Origin of the sequence: Actinoplanes sandaracinus, from assembly GCF_030009775.1 — a bacterium.
Taxonomy (GTDB): Bacteria; Actinomycetota; Actinomycetes; order Mycobacteriales; family Micromonosporaceae; genus Actinoplanes; species Actinoplanes sandaracinus.
On the sequence record NZ_JASCTH010000033.1, the window covers coordinates 50,569 to 70,712 of the forward strand.

The 20,144-nt window shown below is 72.2% G+C and carries 16 protein-coding genes; 12 read left to right on the forward strand and 4 right to left on the reverse strand.

The genetic code is table 11. The annotated features are described in order from the left end of the window. Window positions 1–53: 53 nt before the first annotated feature. Window positions 54–1,076 (reverse strand): glycoside hydrolase family 26 protein, encoded by a 1,023-nt coding sequence (locus QLQ12_RS38095; RefSeq protein WP_282765797.1) that lies wholly within the window; start codon window positions 1,074–1,076, stop codon window positions 54–56. Between the two features lie 275 nt (window positions 1,077–1,351). Between QLQ12_RS38095 and QLQ12_RS38100 the strand changes: the two genes are divergently transcribed. Next, window positions 1,352–1,684 (forward strand): hypothetical protein, encoded by a 333-nt coding sequence (locus QLQ12_RS38100; RefSeq protein WP_282765798.1) that lies wholly within the window; start codon window positions 1,352–1,354, stop codon window positions 1,682–1,684. 49 nt (window positions 1,685–1,733) lie between these two features. On the opposite strand, the gene QLQ12_RS38105 is transcribed toward QLQ12_RS38100, so the two are convergent. Together QLQ12_RS38105 and QLQ12_RS38110 are read right to left on the reverse strand one after the other, a co-directional pair. Next, a complete protein-coding gene (locus tag QLQ12_RS38105) occupies window positions 1,734–3,560 on the reverse strand; it encodes an AMP-dependent synthetase/ligase (RefSeq protein ID WP_282765799.1) in 1,827 nt (608 codons plus the stop codon). 140 nt (window positions 3,561–3,700) lie between these two features. Then, the gene (locus QLQ12_RS38110; RefSeq protein WP_282765800.1) at window positions 3,701–4,906 is read right to left on the reverse strand and encodes a TetR/AcrR family transcriptional regulator; all 1,206 of its coding nucleotides are present in this window, start codon (window positions 4,904–4,906) and stop codon (window positions 3,701–3,703) included. Between the two features lie 114 nt (window positions 4,907–5,020). On the opposite strand from QLQ12_RS38110, the gene QLQ12_RS38115 reads away from it, so the two are divergent. The 4 genes from QLQ12_RS38115 (at window position 5,021) to QLQ12_RS38130 (ending at window position 10,115) form a co-directional block, all read left to right on the forward strand. After that, window positions 5,021–6,235, forward strand: coding sequence for an acetyl-CoA C-acetyltransferase (locus QLQ12_RS38115; protein ID WP_282765801.1), 1,215 nt, complete (start codon window positions 5,021–5,023; stop codon window positions 6,233–6,235). A gap of 24 nt (window positions 6,236–6,259) precedes the next feature. Next, complete coding sequence (locus QLQ12_RS38120; RefSeq protein ID WP_282765802.1) at window positions 6,260–8,404, forward strand: 3-hydroxyacyl-CoA dehydrogenase NAD-binding domain-containing protein; 2,145 nt, start codon at window positions 6,260–6,262, stop codon at window positions 8,402–8,404. A gap of 148 nt (window positions 8,405–8,552) precedes the next feature. Beyond that, window positions 8,553–9,227, forward strand: coding sequence for an aminoglycoside phosphotransferase family protein (locus QLQ12_RS38125; RefSeq protein ID WP_282765803.1), 675 nt, complete (start codon window positions 8,553–8,555; stop codon window positions 9,225–9,227). A 54-nt stretch (window positions 9,228–9,281) separates the two neighbouring features. After that, window positions 9,282–10,115 carry a PIG-L deacetylase family protein gene (locus QLQ12_RS38130; protein ID WP_282765804.1) on the forward strand — a complete coding sequence of 278 codons (834 nt, stop codon included), beginning with the start codon at window positions 9,282–9,284 and terminating at the stop codon, window positions 10,113–10,115. A gap of 77 nt (window positions 10,116–10,192) precedes the next feature. Here the strand turns inward: QLQ12_RS38130 and QLQ12_RS38135 are convergent, their stop codons facing one another. Then, a complete protein-coding gene (locus QLQ12_RS38135; protein ID WP_282765806.1) occupies window positions 10,193–12,004 on the reverse strand; it encodes an ABC transporter ATP-binding protein in 1,812 nt (603 codons plus the stop codon). A 121-nt stretch (window positions 12,005–12,125) separates the two neighbouring features. Here QLQ12_RS38135 and QLQ12_RS38140 point away from each other — a divergent pair, with 121 nt between their 5' ends. The 7 genes from QLQ12_RS38140 to QLQ12_RS38170 all read left to right on the forward strand — a co-directional run bounded on the left by QLQ12_RS38140 (window position 12,126) and on the right by QLQ12_RS38170 (window position 20,001). Further along, window positions 12,126–13,478 carry an AMP-binding protein gene (locus tag QLQ12_RS38140; RefSeq protein ID WP_282765807.1) on the forward strand — a complete coding sequence of 451 codons (1,353 nt, stop codon included), beginning with the start codon at window positions 12,126–12,128 and terminating at the stop codon, window positions 13,476–13,478. Window positions 13,479–13,515: 37 nt separating this feature from the next. Further along, on the forward strand, window positions 13,516–15,783 hold the full coding sequence (locus tag QLQ12_RS38145) for a putative bifunctional diguanylate cyclase/phosphodiesterase (RefSeq protein ID WP_282765809.1): 2,268 nt from the start codon (window positions 13,516–13,518) through the stop codon (window positions 15,781–15,783). A gap of 43 nt (window positions 15,784–15,826) precedes the next feature. Continuing rightward, window positions 15,827–16,603: a metallophosphoesterase gene (locus QLQ12_RS38150; protein ID WP_282765810.1), complete on the forward strand. Its 777-nt coding sequence runs from the start codon at window positions 15,827–15,829 to the stop codon at window positions 16,601–16,603. Between the two features lie 56 nt (window positions 16,604–16,659). After that, window positions 16,660–16,899 carry a hypothetical protein gene (locus QLQ12_RS38155; protein WP_282765811.1) on the forward strand — a complete coding sequence of 80 codons (240 nt, stop codon included), beginning with the start codon at window positions 16,660–16,662 and terminating at the stop codon, window positions 16,897–16,899. Between the two features lie 245 nt (window positions 16,900–17,144). Beyond that, window positions 17,145–18,014, forward strand: a complete 870-nt coding sequence (locus QLQ12_RS38160; RefSeq protein WP_282765812.1) for an efflux RND transporter periplasmic adaptor subunit — start codon at window positions 17,145–17,147, stop codon at window positions 18,012–18,014. Continuing rightward, window positions 18,011–18,712 (forward strand): ABC transporter ATP-binding protein, encoded by a 702-nt coding sequence (locus QLQ12_RS38165; RefSeq protein ID WP_282765813.1) that lies wholly within the window; start codon window positions 18,011–18,013, stop codon window positions 18,710–18,712. The genes QLQ12_RS38160 and QLQ12_RS38165 overlap by 4 nt, the downstream gene beginning before the upstream one ends. Then, the gene (locus QLQ12_RS38170) at window positions 18,709–20,001 is read left to right on the forward strand and encodes an ABC transporter permease (RefSeq protein WP_282765814.1); all 1,293 of its coding nucleotides are present in this window, start codon (window positions 18,709–18,711) and stop codon (window positions 19,999–20,001) included. Before QLQ12_RS38165 ends, QLQ12_RS38170 begins: the two co-directional genes overlap by 4 nt. Window positions 20,002–20,144: the final 143 nt, after the last annotated feature.

The window sequence follows — 20,144 nt, forward strand, 5'->3', positions numbered from 1 at the left end:
CGAGTCTGCCGGAGCCGTGGCCTTCGGCGCCCGTCATTTTCCGTACCGGATGATCAGCCGGCGAAGCGTGAGCCGCGGGCCATCGTGCGGTAGGCGGCCAGCGCCGCGGCGTCGGTGTCGAACCGGAAGTTGTTGTCGGTGCCCTCCTGGATGTCGGTGTCGAACCAGACGACGGCGCCGACCGCCGGGGTGTCCTCGACCCAGGACTGCAACTGCCTGATCCACTTCGCTTTGTCCCGCACCGCGGCGGTCTCGCTCAGGATGATCGGCTTCCGGCCGCCGTAGAGCTTCGTGACCGGGTTGAACAGGGTGGCCGGCGACTCGCCGTAGAAGTTGTAGCCGGAGATCCCGACCCAGTCGACCTGGTCGTCACCGGGGTAGTACCGCTGCACCCGGTTCCACCCGGCGGCGGGCGCGGAGTTCCAGTTGGGGCTCCAGACCCAGGACACGTTGTCGGCGCCCTGGTCGGCGAAGACGCCGCGCAGCCGCTTCCAGGCCGTCACGTAGTCGGCGGGGTTCCGGCCGTTGCGCGCGCCGGACCACTCGAACCAATCGCCGTTCATCTCCCAGCCCCAGCGCAGCAGGATCGGCCGGCCCATGCCCTTGAGCTTGCGGGCGACCGAGCGGATGTGGCGATCGGAGCCGCCGTCGAGGATGCCGGCCCAGGGGGCGCCGTGCCACGAGACCATCAGCAGGCTGCTGTCCGCGACGTCGGGCTCGGCGGTGGGCACGTAACCGTTCCACGGGTAGAACCGGTGGACGATGCGCTGCTCTCGGCCGAGCTGATCGCGGCGCAGGGCGAGGCTCTGCTTCAGGGTCCGGCCACCGAGAGCGAGATAGGAGCCGAGCATGACCCGGTCGTCCCGTGCGTCCCGGGCGTCCCGTGCGGCTGACGGCGTCACGGAGGGCGACGGAGGCGGCGACGTGATGGTGAGCGCCGAACCTGTCCGGGCGGTCACCTCCGGCGACGGCGCGGAACCGGAGGGGACGGCCGGAGACGTCTGGTCGCCGCAGCCCGCCGCACCGGTGAGTGTCAGCAGGGTCAGCAACTGGCGGCGCTTCACGACGACACCCACCTTCTCCGAGTTTGTGACCAGCCCGTCAATCGGCTGCCCATCATGCCCGGCGGCGCGGAGATTCGTCTCGTCCGAACAGCCGGTGACAGCGTGCGGAATGATCAAGACCACAACGATTCGAGGCACTTCGGGCAGGCTCCGCCGAAAGGCGCGTCTGGGCGACCGAAAGGCCTACCACCAGCCGTTCCCCTTCGTGCTCGGTTTTGGGAGCGTAAATTTTCCTCTGCCGGCGACGCCTTTCCGGCGCCCCGGATAATTGCGGGGAGGAAATAGACATGGACCTTCGCAAGAGCTGTGCTCTGGCCGCCGGAACGCTTTTCCTGGCCTCCGCTGGATTCACCGTCGTGACGACACCGGCCGTCGCGGCGCCGGCGCCCGCCACACAGACGGCGGCATCCGGCGACCCCAAGCCGAACAAGGCCTTCCGGACGGGGTACCGGGAAGGCCGTGCGGACGGCTGGGACGAGGCCCGGGACGACGAGTGTGACCGCCGGGCCAAGGGAACGCTCAAGAATCTGCGGGACAAGGCCGAGTCGGACTATGTGCGCGGCTATGAGCGGGGCTGGATGCGCGGCTACGCCGAGGGCTTCGCGGAATTCTGCTACTGAGATCGTCGTGCCGGCCGGAACCCTTCCCGGGCTCCGGCCGGTGTCCGTGTCAGCCGCGGTAGAGCGCGCCGATCTCGTCGGCGTAGCGCTCCTGGATGATCCGGCGGCGCAGCTTCAGCGTCGGCGTCAGCTCCCCGCTCTCCGGTGTCCAGCCCCGCGGCAGGACGCGGAACGTCTTGACCTGCTCGGGGCGGGACAGTTTCGCGTTGGCGGCGGCCACGGCCGCCCCGATCTCGGCGTTGAGCGCCGGGTCCTCGGCGAGCTCGGCGATCGTCCGGGCGGACAGCCCCCGCGCGCCGGCCCAGAGCGGCGCGATCTCCTCGTCGAGGACGATCAGGGCGGTGACGTACGGCCGCCGGTCGCCCACCGCCACCGCCTGGGCGATCAGCGGGTGCGCCCGCAGCAGGTTCTCGATCTGTGCGGGCGAGATGTTCTTCCCGCTGGAGTTGATGATCAGTTCCTTCTTGCGGTCGGTGATCGTGAGGAAACCGTCGTCGAGCGTGCCGACGTCGCCGGTGGCCAGCCAGCCGTCGGCGTCGGTGACCGGGTCGATCCCGCCGTCGGCGCGCAGGTATCCGGCGCAGACCAGCGGTCCGCGCACCAGGATCTCACCGTCGTCGGCGAGCCGGATCTCCATGCCGCCGTTCGCCCGTCCGACCGTCCCGGTACGGAAGTGCTCCGGTGTGTTGATCGTCGCCGTGCCGCTGGTCTCGGTCATTCCCCACACCTCGAGCACGTGCACCCCGATGCTCGCCAGGTAGAGCAGCACCTCCACCGGGATCGGCGCCGCCCCGCTGCCGGCCCAGAGGATGTTGTCCAGTCCGAGCCGGGCGCGCAGCGGCTTGAGGACCCGCGTCTCCATCGCGGCACGCTCCGCGGCCAGGTCTGCCGGGACCGGCTGCCCGGCCTCGCGCAGCCGGTGAACCTCGGTGGCGACGGCCCGGGCCGCCTCGACCCCGGCCCGCACCGGGGGGTCGGCGGCGGCGAGCTGCCCCTGCACGCCGGCGACCATCTTCTCCCAGATCCGGGGCACGCCGAAGAACGACACCGGCCGGATCTCGACCAGCCCGGCGAGCAACTGGGCCGGGTCGGGGCAGATGGTGACGTGCCCGGCCCGGTAGATCGGGTTGTAGACGCCGAGGATGCGTTCGGCGATGTGCGCCAGCGGCAGGTACGCCAGCGATCCGGCGTGTGCCGGCGTCTCGATCGTGTGCTCCACGACGACCGTCTGGTAGATCACGTTGTGGTGGGTGAGCACCACGCCCTTCGGGTCGCCGGTGGTGCCCGAGGTGTAGAGCAGGGTGACCGGCTGCTCCGGCCGCACCTCACGCCAGGTCTTCTCGAAGGCCGCCGGGTCGTCCCGCTGGGCTGCCGCGCCGCGCACGCTGAGGTGCCGCAGGGAGAGGATCCGCCCGCCGGGGTCGTCACCGGCCCGGTCGACCACGACCACCCGGCGGATCTCCGGGACGTCGTCGAGGATCGGCTTCCAGCGCTCCAGCGCGGCGTCGTCCTCCAGCACCACGATCTCGGCCCGGCTGTGCCGGGCCAGGTAGCGCAGCTGGTCGGTGGACAGGGTGGCGTAGACCGTCGACGGAACCGCGCCGAGGCAGGTGGCGGCGAGGTCGGCCAGCCAGTGCTCGGGCCGGCTGGACATCATGATCAGCATCCGGTCGCCGGAGCTCAGACCGAGGTCGGCGAGCCCCCGGGAGAGGACGGCCACCTCGTCGCGCAGCTGGCGCCAGGTCAAGGTGTCCGGCGAGCCGAGCATGCTGAGGGCGGGCAGGTCGGGGAACTCGGTGGCGTTGCGGTGCAGCAGAGCGGGGATCGTCAGGTCGCGGGCTATGTCGGCGCACCGCTGCTGGATGTCGGAATCCATGAGCTGCCTCCTGGGAAGCCGAAGACGGACGGCTATGGCGCGACTGTAAACACGCGTTAACTTCCTGGGAAGGCAGCATGTGAATCCCGGCTAACTTCCTCAGCCTTTTCAGGCGTTTCCGCCGGACGAGGAAGGTCCGCTCAGGCGTGCAGCACCGTCAGCATCAGCCGGGTGAGGTGCCGGTCCATACCGGAGCGGCGATCGAAACGGACCAGCCGGCTCAGGTCGGTGACCAGGTTGAGCGCGGCGTGCACCAGCACCCGGGCCTCGGGCACGGCCAGGCCGGGACGCAGCCGGCCGAGCAGCCGCACCCACTCCTCGACGTGCAGCCGCTGCACCTTGCGCAGCTCATGCCGGTCGGCCTCGGGCAGGTTGTTGTTCTCCGCCAGATAGACCGCCACCAGAGCGCTGCGCTCGAAGGAGAGCTCCACGTAGGACCGCGCCATGCGGCGCAACGCGTCCTCGTCGCCGGTGGCACCGGTCAGGGCGGCCGTGGTCGCCTCGGCGACCCGCTCGGAGGCCCGGTAGAAGGCGGCCGCCAGGATGTCGGCCTTGCCGGGAAAGTAACGATAGACGCTTGACGCGTTGATCCCGGCGGCCCGGCCGATGTCCTCGACGCCGACCGCGTGATAGCCGTGCCGGTGGAAGAGCTTGATCGACTCGGCCAGCAGGATCTCCCGGCGGGCGGTCACCCCCAGCACCGGCTCCCGCTCCGGGCCCTGGACCGCGGGCCCCGACGGCGTGGCCGGCTCGTCGAGCAGCACCGCCCAGGCCACCCGGCGCAGGACCGCCTCGGCCCGGCCCCGCGCGATCACGGCCCGGTGGGTGCCCAGGCTGCCGAACACGCTGAGCGCGGCACGCACCAGGGCATGCGCGTCACGGGCGGTGAGCCCCGGCCGCAGCTCCCGCAGCGGCGCGGCCAGGCGCGCCGCCAGCGTGCTCAGCTCGGTCATGAACTCGTCCCGGTGCTCGGGCGTCAGATAGCGCCACTCCCACTGGTACAGGCCGGCCACCCGGCGGTGCTCGACGGCGAGCCGGGCCAGCACGGCGAGCAGCTCGTCGAGCTTGCGGTGCGCGTCGCCGCCGGCCGGCAGGTCGGTGGCGGCCAGCACGGCGTCGACGATCTGGCGGGTGGCGTGCACCAGCATCGCGTACTTGTTGGAGAAGTGCCGGTAGATCGCGGGGCCGCTGATGCCGACCGCGGTGGCGATCTCGTCCAGGCTCACGCCGTGGTAACCGCGGTCGCAGAACATCTCGGCCGCGGCCAGGGCGAGCTGCGTCTTACGGTTCTTCGGCCGCTTCCGGGTCACGGGCGGGGCCGGCTCCCCGGCCGCGGCGATGCTCATGACGAACAGCCTATCGGTGATCTGTGGTTCGCCCGACCTTCGTCTTCGTATCCTTGACACCTAGCGGAAACATCGGCAAAAGTTAGCCGCAATTCGCATGCAGGGGAGCTGTCGATGACGACCGAGGCCTATCTGTACGATGCCGTGCGCACACCGCGCGGCCGGGGAAAGAAGAACGGATCCCTGCACGGGGTGAAGCCCATCTCACTGGTCGTGGGACTGGTCGACGAGCTGCGTCGGCGGTTCCCGGGCGTCGACCCGGCCGACATCGAGGACGTCGTGCTCGGCGTGGTGTCCCCGCTCGGCGACCAGGGCTCCGACATCGCCAAGACCGCGGCGATCGCGGCCGGCCTGCCCCACGAGGTGGCCGGCGTGCAGCTCAACCGCTTCTGCGGCTCGGGCCTGGAGGCGGTCAACGTGGCCGCGCAGAAAGTGCGCTCCGGCTGGGAGGACCTGGTCCTCGCCGGCGGCGTCGAGTCGATGTCGCGGGTGCCGATGGGCTCCGACGGCGGCGCGTGGGCGCTCGACCCGGAGACGAGCCTGAAGACCGACTTCATCCCGCAGGGCATCAGCGCCGACCTGATCGCCACGATGGACGGTTACAGCCGGGAGCGCGTCGACTCCTACGCGGTGCAGTCCCAGCAGCGGGCCGCGAAGGCCTGGCAGAACGGGTACTTCGACCGTTCGGTCGTGCCGGTCCGCGACCGCAACGGGCTGCTGATCCTCGACCGGGACGAGCACGTCCGCCCGGACACCACCGTCGAGGGCCTGGGCAGGCTGCCGGCCTCCTTCGCCACGATCGGCGACGTGGGCGGATTCGACGCCGTCGCGCTGCAGAAGTACCACTGGGTCGAGAGGATCGACCACGTGCACACGGCCGGCAACTCGTCCGGCATCGTCGACGGCGCGGCCCTCGTCATGATCGGGTCGGCGAAGGCCGGCGAGCGCGCCGGCATCGCCCCGCGCGCCCGGATCGTGTCGGCCGCGCTCAGCGGCGCCGACCCGACCATCATGCTGACCGGCCCGGCCCCGGCCGCCCGCAAGGCCCTGGCCAAGGCCGGCCTCACCGTCGACGACCTCGACCTGGTCGAGATCAACGAGGCGTTCGCGGCCGTCGTGCTGCACTTCATCGACGACCTCAAGCTCGATCCGGAGAAGGTCAACGTCAACGGCGGCGCGATCGCCCTGGGCCACCCCCTCGGCGCCACCGGCGCCATGATCCTCGGCACCCTCGTCGACGAGTTGGAGCGGCGCGGCGGCCGGTACGGCCTGGCCACCCTCTGCATCGGCGGCGGCATGGGCATCGCCACCATCGTCGAACGCCTCTGATCTCGCCGTCCCCAGGAGACTTCCGTGACTGAAACCATCCGTTACGACCGCGGTGACGACGGCATCGTCGTGCTCACCCTCGACGACCCGAGCCGCGGCGCCAACACCATGAACGCCGCCTACGTGGCCAGCATGGAGGCGACCGTCAGCCGCCTCGAGGCCGAGCGGGACCAGATCACCGGCGTGATCATCACCTCGGCGAAGAAGTCCTGGTTCGCCGGCGGCGACCTGGACCAGCTCGGGTCCGTACCGGCCGACCGCGCGCAGGACGTGTTCGACCAGTCCACCAAGGTCAAGGGCCAGTTGCGCCGGCTGGAGACCCTCGGCCGGCCGGTCGTCGCCGCGATCAACGGCTCGGCCCTCGGCGGCGGACTGGAACTGGCGCTGGCCACCCACCGGCGGATCGCGCTCAACGACCCCCGGCTGGAGATCGGCCTGCCCGAGGTCACCCTGGGCCTGCTGCCGGCCGGCGGCGGCGTGGTCCGCACCGTGCGGCTGCTCGGGCTGGTCACCGCCCTGACCCAGGTGCTGCTCAAGGGCACCCGGCACCGGCTGGCCAAGGCGAAGGAGCTCGGCCTGATCGACGAGGTCGTCGACACCCCGGAGCAGCTGATCACCGCGGCCCGCGAGTGGATCGCGGCCCACCCGGACGCCGCCCAGCCGTGGGACGTCAAGGGCTACAAGGTCCCCGGCGGCACCCCGTCCACCCCGGCTCTGGCCATGCAGTTGCCGGCCTTCCCGGCCAACCTGCGCAAGCAGCTCAAGGGGGCGAACTACCCGGCGCCGCGCAACATCCTGGCCGCCGCCGTCGAGGGCATCCAGGTCGACGTGGACACCGCGTTCACGATCGAGACGCGGTACTTCGTCGAGCTGGTCACCGGCCCGGTCGCCAAGAGCATGATCAAGGCGTTCTTCTTCGACCTCAACGAGGTCAGCCAGCGTGACATCGGCGAGGTGCCGCCGATCACCAAGGTGGCCGTGCTCGGGGCCGGCATGATGGGGGCCGCCATCGCGTACGTCACCGCCCGCGCCGGCCTGCCGGTGGTGCTGCGCGACGTGTCCCTCGAGGGCGCGCAGCGCGGCAAGGCGTACTCGGAGAAGCTCGTCGCCAAGGACGTCGGCCGCGGGAGGATCTCGGAGGAGAAGGGCCGGGCCCTGCTCGACCTGATCACCGCCACCGACCGGATCGCCGACCTGGCCGGCGCCGACCTGGTGATCGAGGCCGTCTTCGAGGACCCGGCGCTCAAGCACGAGGTGTTCGCCGAGATCGAGGGCGTGGTCGCGCCGGACGCTCTGCTCTGCTCCAACACCTCGACGCTGCCGATCACGCTGCTCGCCGACGGCGTCAGCCGCCAAGCCGACTTCATCGGGCTGCACTTCTTCTCCCCGGTCGACAAGATGCCGCTGGTCGAGGTGATCAAGGGCGAGAAGACCGGCGAACAGGCCGTGCGGCGGGCGCTCGACGTCGTCCGCCGGCTGCGCAAGACGCCGATCGTGGTCAACGACAGCCGCGGCTTCTTCACCAGCCGGGTGATCGGCACCTTCACCAACGAGGGCCTCACGATGCTCGCCGAGGGCGTCTCCCCCGTCAGCATCGAACAGGCCAGCAGCCAGGCCGGCTATCCCGCCCCGGTGCTCCAACTGATGGACGAGCTGACCCTCACCCTGCCTCGCAAGATCCGCAACCAGTACCGGGCCGCCGCGACGGCCGCCGGCCAGACGTGGGAGTCGCATCCGGCCGAGGAGATCATCGACCGGATGATCGACGAGTTCGGGCGGCCGGGCCGCTCCGGCGGCGCGGGCTTCTACGAGTACGCCGACGGCAAGCGCACCGGGCTCTGGCCGGGCCTGTCCGCGTTCGCCAAGCCGGACGTGGCGATCAGTTTCGAGGACCTCAAGGAGCGGATGCTCTTCATCGAGGCGATCGAGAGCGTGAAGTGCCTGGACGAGGGCGTGCTGGGCTCGGTCGCGGAGGCGAACATCGGCTCCATCCTCGGGATCGGCTACCCCGGCTGGACCGGTGGCGTGCTGCAGTACATCAACCAGTACGACGGCGGCCTGCCCGGTTTCGTGGCTCGCGCCCGCGAACTGGCCGAGCGCTACGGCGACCGGTTCACCCCGCCGCCGCTGCTGGTCGCCAAGGCCTCGGCGGGCGAGACCTTCGCCTGAGCCGCCCAGTGTGGGTCATGTCTCGTGGGCCGATCGGTCCACGGGGCGTGACCTGCATGGGTTCCATCACTCGGCAACATCCGGGCGGACACCCGGCCCATGCGTGATCGATGATCTCCGGGCTATCGTCCACCCCCGGAGGTTGATCATGAATATCGACGCGGAGTTACTCGGCGTACCGGTGGAGGAACCCTGGGCCCCCGCTGTCCGGGCGCTGCTGCGGCACCTGGAGAGCGCAGGCTTCGACGGCGCCCCCCCGGTCGACGGCGATGTGACCGGCGCCGCACCGTCCTGGCCCGAGTGGAGCCGCGAGGACGACACCCTCTGGCAGGTCGCCCAATGGCTGCGCGAATACCACGAGGCCGTCGCCGATTTCGTCCCGCCCGCCGGCGCGGTCTGGCGCAAGGGCGGCGCCTGGGAACCCGGCCTCATCATCGGGCACAACGACGCGGCGCCCTACAACGCCACCCGCGCCGGGCGGCGCCTCACCGGCTTCGTCGGCTGGGACTTCGCCGGGCCGGTCACCCGCGACGCCGACCTCGCCTTCGCCGCCTTCGCCTGGGTGCCGCTCACCTCCCACGACGACGAGTGGGCCGGTCTCGCCGACCGGCCGCGGCGCCTGCGCATGCTGCTCGACGCGTACGGCTGGCGCGGCACCACCACCGACATGGTCCGCGAGGTCCGTGACCGGATCAGCGCCGCCATCCACGACATCCGCCGCCTCGCCACCGCCGGCGACCACGACTGCCGCGAGCTCATCCACTCCGGCCGCGACCTGCGCCTCGCCGCCGCCGTCAAGGAACTGGCCACCTTCCCCGGCTGACCCGGCAGGCGCGCGGCAAGCGCCGGGCAAGCGGGCCGGCGCATCGTCGGCGACATGCTGACACTCACCAGGAAGACCGATGTCGCCGCGCTCGGCACGATCCTCGGGGTCTGGGCGCATCCGGACGACGAGGCGTACCTGTCCGGCGGCCTGATGACCCTGGCCCGCGACGCCGGCTCCCGTGTCGTCTGCGTCACCGCCACCCGCGGCGAGCACGGCACCGGCGACCCACGACGCTGGCCGCCCGGCCGGCTCGCCGTCCGCCGCACCGCCGAACTGCGCGACTGCCTGGACATCCTCGGCGTCGGCGAGCACCACTGGCTCGGCTACCAGGACGGTCGCTGCGCCGCCGTGCCACCGTCTGGGGCGATCGCCCGCCTCGGCGACCTGATCGACGAGATCCGGCCGGACACCGTCGTCACGTTCGGCCCGGACGGCAACACCGGACACCCCGACCACCGCACGGTGGCCCGCTGGACCGCCGCCGCCGTCGACTGGGCCGCCCCCGCCGGAACCCGCCTGCTGCAGACCGCGGTCACCCCGGAGTGGGCGAACCGCTGGCGCGCTGTCAACGAGCGCTTCGACGTGTTCCTGCCCGGCTTCCCGGTCACCCGTCCGGAGCCGTCGCTGGCTCTGCGCCTCACCCTCGACGAGGACACCCTCGCCCGCAAGGTCCGCGCCCTCGCCGCCCAGGCCACCCAGACCGAGGCGCTGATCGCCGCGATGGGCGTGGACGACTACGCCGGGTGGGTCGCCGAGGAGGCCTTCACCGAGGCCGTCCCGGACTCCGGCGCCCATCCGGCGTGCGGACGCTGCTGGTGGGACGTCACCGCCGCCCGCTGGCGCTGCGCCGGCCGGCGGAAACCTTTTGCGGGGTACGCCGCATGAGCCCCCACCGAACCATCCCGTCCCGGACTCCCCCGCGACTTTCGGGTGGAGTCCGGGGCCCACGGTGGACAGCGGACTCAGCCCGAGAGGCGCCGGGCGGCCGGAAGTGGCGCCCACGTCGCGGGGGAGTCCGGGACGGGATGGTTCGGTGGGGCGGCCTCACCCGTACCGGCAAAGGCGAGCCGCCGGTAGAAGGGGCTGGACCGCACCAGATCGTCGTGGCCGCCGTCGGCGGTGACCGCGCCGCCGTCGACGACCAGGACGCGCCCGGCGGAGCGGACGGTGGAGAAGCGGTGCGCGATGACGACCAGCGCGCAGACCGACGAGACCTCGTGGAGGGTGGCGGCGAGGGCGAGTTCGCTGTCCGGGTCGAGGTGGGCGGTGGGTTCGTCGAGCAGGATCAGGTCGGGGCGCGACAGCAGGCAGCGGGCGATGGCGACGCGCTGGCGCTGGCCGCCGGAGAGGCGGCGGCCGTGGTCGCCGACGGGGGTGTCGAGGCCGTCCGGCAGCCCGGCGACCATCGTGGTGAGGCCGGTCATCGCCAGGACCCGGCGGAGTTCGCCGGCGCTGACCGGGCCGGCGCCGTAGAGGAGGTTCTCGCGCAGCGTTCCGGCGAGCAGCGGGCAGTCCTGCTCGACGAGGCCGACGGCGGCACGGTGCCGGGCGTAGGAGGTGACGGCCGCGTTCCGGCCGTGCAGGAGCACCGATCCGCGATCCGGCTCGTAGAACCGCTCGGCCAGCGCGAAGATCGTCGACTTGCCGGCACCGGACGGGCCGACCAGGGCGATCTGGCCGCGGGCCGGGACCGCGAAACCGACGCCGCGCAGCACCGGGCGGCCGGGCTCGTAACCGAACCAGACGTCGCGGAACTCCAGGACCGGAACGGTCCGGCGGGTGGCGCCGCGCACCGGGGCCACGGCGACCGGCCGGTCCCGCTCGATCGGCAGGGCCAGCACCTCGTTGATCCGGTGCAGCGCCCCGGAACCCTGCTGGACCGCGCTGACCGCCTGGAAGATCTCGTAGACCGGAGCGGCCAGGTAGGTCATCGCCAGGGTGAACGCGACCAGTTCGCCGAGGGTCATCGCGCCGGACGACACCCGGGTCGCCCCGACGAGCAGGACCGTCAGGAACGCGCCGCTGACCGCCAGGTCGTTGGCCGGGCCGCTGAGCGCGACCATCCCGGCCATCCGCAGGTTCGCCAGGTAGGCCCGGCCGGCGGAGGTGTCGAGCCGTTCCGCCTCCAGACGCTCGGCGCGGCAGGCCCGCACCACCCGGATGCCGCCGAGAGCCCGTTCCAGGTCGGCGGCGAGCAGGCCTTCGGCGGTCTGGGCGGCACGCGACGCGATCCGTACCCGCCGCACCACCGCGAGCAGGGCCCCGAACGAGCCTCCGAACAGGACCACCACCGCGGCCAGCAGCCACGGGTCGAGCCAGCCCAACAGCACGATCGCGGCGGCCAGCCCGGCCACGCCGGCCACACCGGTGCCGAGGCTTTGCGCGATCAGCGTCTTGACCGCGGCGGTGTCTCCGCAGGCGCGGGCGATCAGGTCCCCGATCCGGCCGTCGTCCAGCGCGGACAGCCGGACGCGCAGCAGATGGACGGTGACGGTGCGGCGCAGGTCGCGGGTCATCTTCTCGCCGGTGTGCGCCTGCACGTAACGGGCCAGGGCCAGGGCTGACGCCTGAGCGGCGAACAGTCCGGTCAGCGCGCCGATCACCGGCCACGGCAGGGACCCGGCGGCGGCGCCGTCGACCGCCTCGCGGGCGAGCAGCGGCTGGGTCAGCGCCAGCAGGGTGCCGAGCAGGCTGAGGGCGGCGGCGCCGAGGATCGGGCGGCGGTACCCGCGGGCCAGCCGGACCAGGTCCCGCCACCGGGCCAGATCGGTCATCTCGGCCCCCTCTCACCAGGAGATCCGACGGTAGGCAGGCGTTTCGCGCGCCAGCAATGGGCATGATCGGACGCCAAGCGCGGCAAGGGGGCGGGCGGTCGTCCTTTCGTAGGATCCGTTCATGCGTCTACTCGCCTCGCTGCACGAATCCGCCGACCGGGCCGGGGTGGTGGTCACCCCGCACGGGTCGCTGTCCCGGCATGAGCTGCTCGGCCGGGCCGCCGGGGTGGCGGCCTCGATCGCCGGCGCCCCGATCGTGGCCGTGGAGGCGGTGCCGGCTCTGTCGACGATCGTGACGGTGACCGGGGCGCTGCTGGCCGGGGTCCCGATCGTGCCGGTGCCACCGGACGCCGGCGTCTCCGAGCGCGAACACATCCTCCGGGACTCCGGTGCGACGCTGCTGCCGGCCGGCCTCGCCGCGGCCTCCGCCGCGACCGTTCCCGCGGAGCCGGCGCCCTCGACCGCCGCCCTGGTCCTCTACACCAGCGGAACGACCGGACCACCCAAAGGCGTGGTGATCTCCCGGGCCGCGATCGCCGCCGGTCTCGACGCCCTCGCCGGGGCCTGGCAGTGGACCGCTGAGGACACCCTGGTCCACGGCCTCCCGCTGCACCACGTGCACGGTCTGGTCCTCGGCGTCCTCGGCCCGCTGCGGCTCGGCTCCGGGCTCGCGCACACCGTCAAACCCACCCCCGCGGCGTACGCGTCGACGCCCGGCACCATGTATTTCGGTGTCCCCACGGTCTGGTCGCGGATCGCCGCCGACCCGGCCGCCGCCCGCGCTCTCGCCCCGGCCCGCCTGCTCGTCTCCGGCAGCGCCCCGCTGCCGGTCCCGGTCTTCGACGCGCTGGCCGCGCTCACCGGCCAGTCCCCGGTCGAGCGCTACGGCATGACCGAGACCCTGATCACGGTGAGCGCGCGGGCCGACGGCGAACGCCGCCCCGGCCACGTCGGCACGCCTCTGCCGGGCATCACCACCCGGCTGGTCGACGAGGCCGGGGCGGTCCTGCCCACTGACGGCGAGACCATCGGCCATCTGCAGGTCAAGGGACCGACCCTGCTCGACGGCTACCTGCACGGCGGCGACGTGCGGCCCCCCGATCTGGTCGACGGCTGGTTCCCGACCGGTGACGTGGCCACCGTCGACCCCGGCGGCTGGCACCGCATCGTCGGCCGGGCGTCCACCGACCTGATCAAGACGGGCGGCTACCGGGTCGGCGCCGGCGAGGTGGAGGACACCCTGCTGCGGCACCCGGCCGTGCACGAGGCCGCCGTGGTCGGTGTGCCGCATCCCGACCTGGGCGAGCAGATCACCGCGTTCGTGGTGGCCGACCCGGTCGGGGCGGCCGAGCTGATCGACTTCGTGGCGGGGCGCCTCGCCGTGCACAAGCGTCCGCGGGTGGTGCACCTGGTGGACAGTCTGCCCCGCAACGCGATGGGCAAGGTGCAGAAAGGTTTGCTGACCACCGATTGACTCAACTCGACGCCGGGGCCTGCCGATCGAACGGCTCGTGACGAGACCATCGATCCGCTCGGCCACCGCGGTGCTCGCTCTGGCCGCGGGCTGGCTGGTGCTCGCCGCCGGCCTGGGTGTGGCCGGCCTGCACCGGCCTCTCCCGCCCTGGCTGCTCTGGCCGGCGGCGGTCGGCGCGGCCGGAACCATCGTGCTGGGCTGCCGGATCGCCGCGGCGACCGGGCACGGTCCGGTCCGCGTCTTCTGGACGCGTCTCGCCGTGGCCAACACCGTGCTGACCGCCGGTGCCGCCGGCCGGTTCCTGCAGGTCGTGATCAACGGTCCGGCCGCGGCGCTCAGCCTGGTGACCACCATCTGTTATCTGACCGCGGTCACACTCACCGTGGTGGCGATGCTGCGGCTGCCCGGGAAGCGGCGCGCGTGGCGTGCCACCCTGGCGACGGTGCTGGACACCGCCATCGTGTCGGTGGCCGCGGCGCTCGTGGTCAGTCACATCCTCTGGAACGACTCGGTGCCCGGCGCGGGCCACGGCAAGACCGCGGCGATGCTGCTGGTCGTGCTCGGCATCGCGTGCGCCGCCCTGATCGCCGTGATCAAGGTCGGGGTGACCGGCGCCGGCCCGGTCCCGGCCGGCGCCCTCTGGGCTCTCGCTCCGGTCGGCCTGATGGCCCCGGTCTCCTGGATGATCTCCCCGATCCTGCACCAGTGGCCGCACCTGGGCGGCACGGTCGTCGTCATGCCGGTGATGGGCCTGCTCCTCGGCCTCGCCGCCTGGCTGCAGACCCGCGCCAACCTGACTCCGCCGGATCTCACGCCGCGAGCCGAACCCCTCACCGGGGCGGTCGACCGGGGCCGGGCCTGGCGGCGGATCAGCCTGGTGCCGTACTGCGCCGTGGCGGTCACCGCCACCATGATGATCACCGTGACGGTGCGGTCCGGATTCCTGACGCCCGGCCTGGCCGGTGGCTCGGTGCTCCTCACCGTCCTCGTGGTGACCCGGCAGCTCGCCGCGCTGCTCGACAACGCCGAGCTGCTCGACCGGCTGGACGACCAGGCCCATCACGACGACCTCACCGGGCTGCCGAACCGGCGTCTGTTCACCGGCGCCCTGGCCCGGCGCACCGGGCCGACCACGGTCGCGGTCTGCGACCTCGACGGGTTCGCCGCGCTCAACGACCGGCTCGGTGACGACGCCGGGGACGCGCTGCTGCGTGCCGCCGCCGAACGGGTCGCCGCGGTCGCCGGCGCCGACGCGGTGGTGGCGCGGCTGCTCGGCGACGAGTTCGGCGTCCTGGTCCCGGGCGTCGACACCGGTCTCGCCGAGACGCTGGTCGGCGCGTTCCGCATCCCGCTGCGGGTGGACGCCCGCGACCTGCTGGTCACCGTGACCGCCGGGGTGGCGGCCGGCTCCGGGGAGGCGGTGACCGATCTGCTGCGCCGCGCCGAGGTCGCCCTCCAGGCCGCGAAGTACACCGGCGGCGACCGCGGCCGTGAGCACACCAGCGCCCTCGACGCCACCGCCCAGCACCACGCTGAGCTCGCCGCCGCTCTGCGCCGCGGCCTGGAGCTGGGCGAGTTCCGCCTGCTCTACCAGCCCATCGTGGAACTGCCGGCGGGCACGGTCAGCGGAGTCGAGGCGCTGGTCCGCTGGCACCCCACCGGCGGGCCGGTGATCTCCCCGGCCGAGTTCATCCCGGTCGCCGAGCACAGCGGCCTGATCCTGGACCTGGGTGCGTGGATCATGGACGCCGCCTGCGCCGACGCGGCGCTGTGGCAGCGGGACCACGGCTCGGCCGGTCCGCGGGTCAACATCAACGTCTCGGCACGGCAGCTTCTCGACCCGGATCTGCCGGGAATGGTCGCCGACGCGCTGCACCGGCACGGGCTCACCCCGGACCGGATCACCATCGAGATCACCGAGACCGCCGTCTTCGCCGGCGGCGCGGCCCTGGAGACCGTCCGCGAACTGCGCGAGCTGGGTGTCGGCCTGGCCCTGGACGACTTCGGCACCGGGCACAGCTCGCTGACCCTGCTGCGGACCTGCCCGGTCACCACGCTCAAGGTCGACAAGTCGTTCATCGACGACCTCAACGGCACCGCCGAGCAGGAGGCCATCGCGTCGTCGCTGAGCACCATCGCGAGCACGATGGGCCTGCGGGCGGTCGCCGAGGGTGTGGAGACCCGCGACCAGGCCGAGCGGCTGCACGCGCTCGGTTACCGGTACGCCCAGGGCTTCTACTTCGCCCGCCCGGTCCCGGCCTCCGAGATCGCGGCCCTGCTGGACGACCCGGTCCTGGCGTCGTGAAGGTCAACACGATCGACACAATCGATCGCTATAGTCCCCGGCCGTGCGCCCCCTCTTCGCCGCCAGCGACATGCACGGCCATCGCGCCGAGTTCCGCGACGCCCTGCGCGACGCGGGACTGATCGACTCCGCCGGGGACTGGTCCGGCGCCGACGCCCGGCTGTGGGTGCTCGGCGACTACTTCGACCGCGGGCCGGACGGGATCGGTGTGGTCGACGACCTCCGTCACCTCACCGGTCAGGCGGCGGCCGCCGGCGGCGAGGTGGCCGGCCTGCTCGGCAACCACGAGGCCCACCTGCTGGCCGCGCACCGGTTCGGCACCGCACCGATCCCCGGCTGGGAGTCCCAGGAGGGCGGGTACTACGGCGCGTGGCGCAACTACGGCGGCCGGGAACGCGACCTGCGCCGCCTGACCGAGGACCATCTCGCCTGGCTGCACGCGCTTCCGGCGATCGCGCTGGTCGACGGGCACCTGCTGCAGCACTGCGACAGCACTCGCTATCTGGAGCTCGGCGGCAGCGTCGACGCCGTCAACAAGGCCGCCGCCGGTTATCTCGCCGACGACGACCCGGGTGAATGGCTCACCTTCTGCGGCCGTCTCAGCGGGCGCGGCGAGTTGCACTCCCCCGCCGTGGCCGGCGGGCTCCTCGCCGCGTTCGGCGGCTCGCTGATCGTTCACGGTCACAGCACGCTGATCGGCTGCTTCGGCCTGACCCCCGAGCAGGCGAGGACACCGCACCGGTACGCCGGTGGCCGGGTGCTGGCCATCGACGGTGGCGTCTTCGAGGGCGGCCGGATCCTGGTCACCCGTCTCCTCTGACGTGGCGCTCACCGGCTCGGGGTGTCAGAACGCCGCTGAGGGGTACCGTGCGGAGGATGATCTGTTCGTGTCCCGACTGCGGGTCGGCCGGCGTGCCGCTGATCTTCGGGCTGCCGGTCCCGGAGGCTCGCGCCGCCGCGCGCAGCGGCGAGCTCGCCCTCGGCGGCTGCCTGATGCCCACGCGGCCGCCGAACTGGCAGTGCCCCAGCGGCCACCAGTGGCACGACACCGACGAGACCGCCTGGAACGCGCGACTGATGGCCGCGCTCGTGGCCCACGGCTACCCGGAGGACTGAACCCGCCCGCCCCTCTGTCCCCCTTTCCTGTGAGGGGTTGACGAGAGGGTTGCGACCATCCGGTACCGTTCTGCCGCGCCGGCCCGCAAGCACCACCGTCGATGCCGGTATGTCCGCGAATTCAGGGGGATCCGGTGAAGAGACGTATGGGTGTGACGGCTGCCGCGGCCGTCGCGATGGTCCTGAGTGGCTGTACGTCGGGCGATGAACCGGCGCAGACTCCGGGCCTCGAGACGAGAGGCACCGTGCTCACCACCGTGCAGCCGGCCCGGCAGGACCTGACCAACCAGATCAGCCTGACCGGGAAGGTCAGCATCAACCCGACCTTCGGGATCGTCTCGCCGGCCGAGGGCGAACTGCGCTTCACCGAGCGCCAGCCCACCACCGTGCCGGTCAGCCGGGACACCTGGGTGGCGACCGTCTGGGAGGACAGCGTCCCCCGCCGGGTGTACGTCCCGACCGGCGCCGTGATGGCCGGGCGGCTGATGAACGACCGCACTCCGGTGGCCAAGGGCATGCCGGTGGTGTCCGCCAAGCACATCGGTTACGGCATCGTGGCCGAGATCGACAGCGCCCAGGCGTACCGGATCTCCGGGTCCGTCGAGTCGATCAAGGCACAGATCAAGAACGGTCCGGGTCCGTTCGACTGCGAGCCGGTCGGCACCATCGCGGCACTGCCGGCGGGCACGTTCCCCGAGCCTGAGGCCCCCGCGAGCCCCGCCCCGAACGCCAACGCCTCGGCCGCCGCACCGCCCGCCGAGAACAAGGCGCCGGCGACCGCGCCCGACGGTTCCGAGCCGACCGGGCTGCGGCTGGTCTGCGTCGCCCCGGAGAAGGTCAAGCTGATCAACGGCGCCGAGGTGACCCTCGACGTGGTCACCGGCCGGGCCGAGAACGTCCTGGTGCTGCCGGTCGAGGCGGTCGCCGGCCTGCAGGGCAAGGGCAAGGTCGACCTGGTCGTCGGCGAGGAGCGGCAGCGCAAGACGATCGACGTGGTGCTGGGCATCTCCGACGGCAAGGTCGTGGAGGTCAAGAAGGGTCTCACCGGCAACGAGACCGTCGCGGTCCCCGGCCCGAACCTGCCCACCGCGGCGCCGACCGAGGTGACCGGGTGACCGCCCTGATCCAGCTCTCCGGGATCACCAAGGTCCTCAAGGGGCAGGAGCAGCCCCGGACCATTCTCGACGGGGTCGGCCTGGAGGTGTTCCCCGGCGAGAGCATCGCCATCGTCGGCCGCTCGGGTTCCGGCAAGAGCACGCTGCTCAGCGTGCTGGGCCTGTTCGACCGTCCGGACCAGGGCACGTACCTGCTCTCCGGGAACGACATCAGCCGGCTGCCGGAGCGCCGGGCGGCGAAGCTGCGCAGCTCCCACTTCGGTTTCGTGTTCCAGCGGTTCTTTCTGCTCAAGCACCTGACGGCGGCGCAGAACGTGGCGATGGCCCTGGTCAACGGCCAGGGCTGGCTGCCTCGCCGGGAGCGCCGGGCCAGGGTCATGCAGGCCCTGGAGCAGGTCGGCATCGCCCACCTGGCGAAGAACCGGCCGGCCCGGATGTCCGGTGGTGAGCAGCAGCGGGTGGCGATCGCCCGGGCCCTGGTCCGGGAGCCGAAGATCCTGCTCGCCGACGAGCCGACCGGCGCCCTGGACACCGAGACCGGCGCCCTGGTGATCGACGCCCTGCTGGGCGTCACCGCTCACGGCTGCGCGCTGATCCTGGTCACCCACGACCGTGATCACGCCGCACGGATGGGCCGCGTCCTGCACCTGGACGCGGGCGTGCTCACCGAACAGGTCGCGGTCGGAGGCACAGCATGATCCGGTTCTCCGGGCGGCTTCGGTCCGCCCTGATCATCGGCCTGCAGGGCATCCGGTCCCGCAAGCTGCGCACGCTGCTGTCGATGGTGAGCCTCTTCCTCGGTGTGCTCGCCGTGGTCGTGGTGCAGGCCGGCGCGAGCATCGCCGAACGGGCCGTTCTCGCCGACATGGAACTCTACGACGGCTTCGACGGCACCGTGGTGATGGAGATGGGCGGCTCGTCGCCGAAGGTCGAGCCGATCGTTCTGGACACTGTCGCCGGCCGGTCTGACGCGGTGGCCATGACCGGCATGCAGGCGATCATCGGTGAGCCCGGGGTGCGGCCGGTCAATCAGGGTGGCGGATCCTTCGACGACAGCTGGGGCGGCTCGCCGATGATCTGCGACGAGCAGGGCAACTGCCGGGAGCAGACACCGGCGGAACTCGGCCCGCAGGGTCAGGCCATCGAGCTTCGGCTCACCGCGCTCACCGGCGACGTACGGCAGTTCCGGCCGTACCGTCCGCAGGCCGGTCAGTGGCTGGACTTCACGTCGGTGCCGATGATGGCCCCGCGGCTGGTCCTTAACAAGGAGGCGGCGAAGGGCTTCGACCGCTACAAGGTGCCCGCCGAGATGCGGGTGCCCGGGGCGTCGGCCAACATGACCCCGCAGTTCGTCGGCGTGGTCGACGACGGCGACGCCTCGCCTCGGGCCTATGTGCGGCTGGACGAGTTGACCCAGTGGGTGCCGGCCGGCAAGCTCGTCGACCCGAACATGGGTGAGGTGCGGGTGCTGATGTCCTCCGGGACGCCCGTCGAGCAGGTGCTGACGAGCAAGCTCAAGGCCGTCAACATCGAGCCGTACGTCCACATCGTCAACTCCCGTGAGGAGCAGGAGAGCGAGCTGGCCCTGATGCGGTGGATCTTCCTGGCGATGGCCGGCCTGGTCCTGCTGATCGGTGTCGCCGGCATCCTCAACGTCGGCCTGGCCACGGTCGGCGAGCGGGTGGAGGAGTTCGCGCTGCGTCGGGCGGTCGGCACGCCCCGGGCCCTGTTGGCCGGCATCGTGCTGGCCGAGACGCTGATCACCGGTCTGCTCACGGCCGCGCTGGCGATCGGGGCGAGCGCGGCGGCCCTGAAGGCGTTGGTCACGCTGGCCGGCGATTCGCAGCCGTTCCTCCAGGGTGTGGAGTTCCCCTGGGAAGCCGGGGTGGCCGGGGTGATCGCCGGTCTGGTCGCGGGTGTGCTGGGCGGTTTCGTCCCGGCGATCCGGGCGGCCGGGATCCCGATCGCGACGGTCATGCGAGCCTGACCGTCGCCATGGCGATCATGCGAGTCTGACCCTCGCCGTGGCCATGCGAGCCTGAACATCGACGCGGGGGGGGGGGGGGGGGGGGGGGGCCCCCCCCCCCCCGGTGGGGGTGACACAAAACGGCGAGGACACAAACAAGAGTA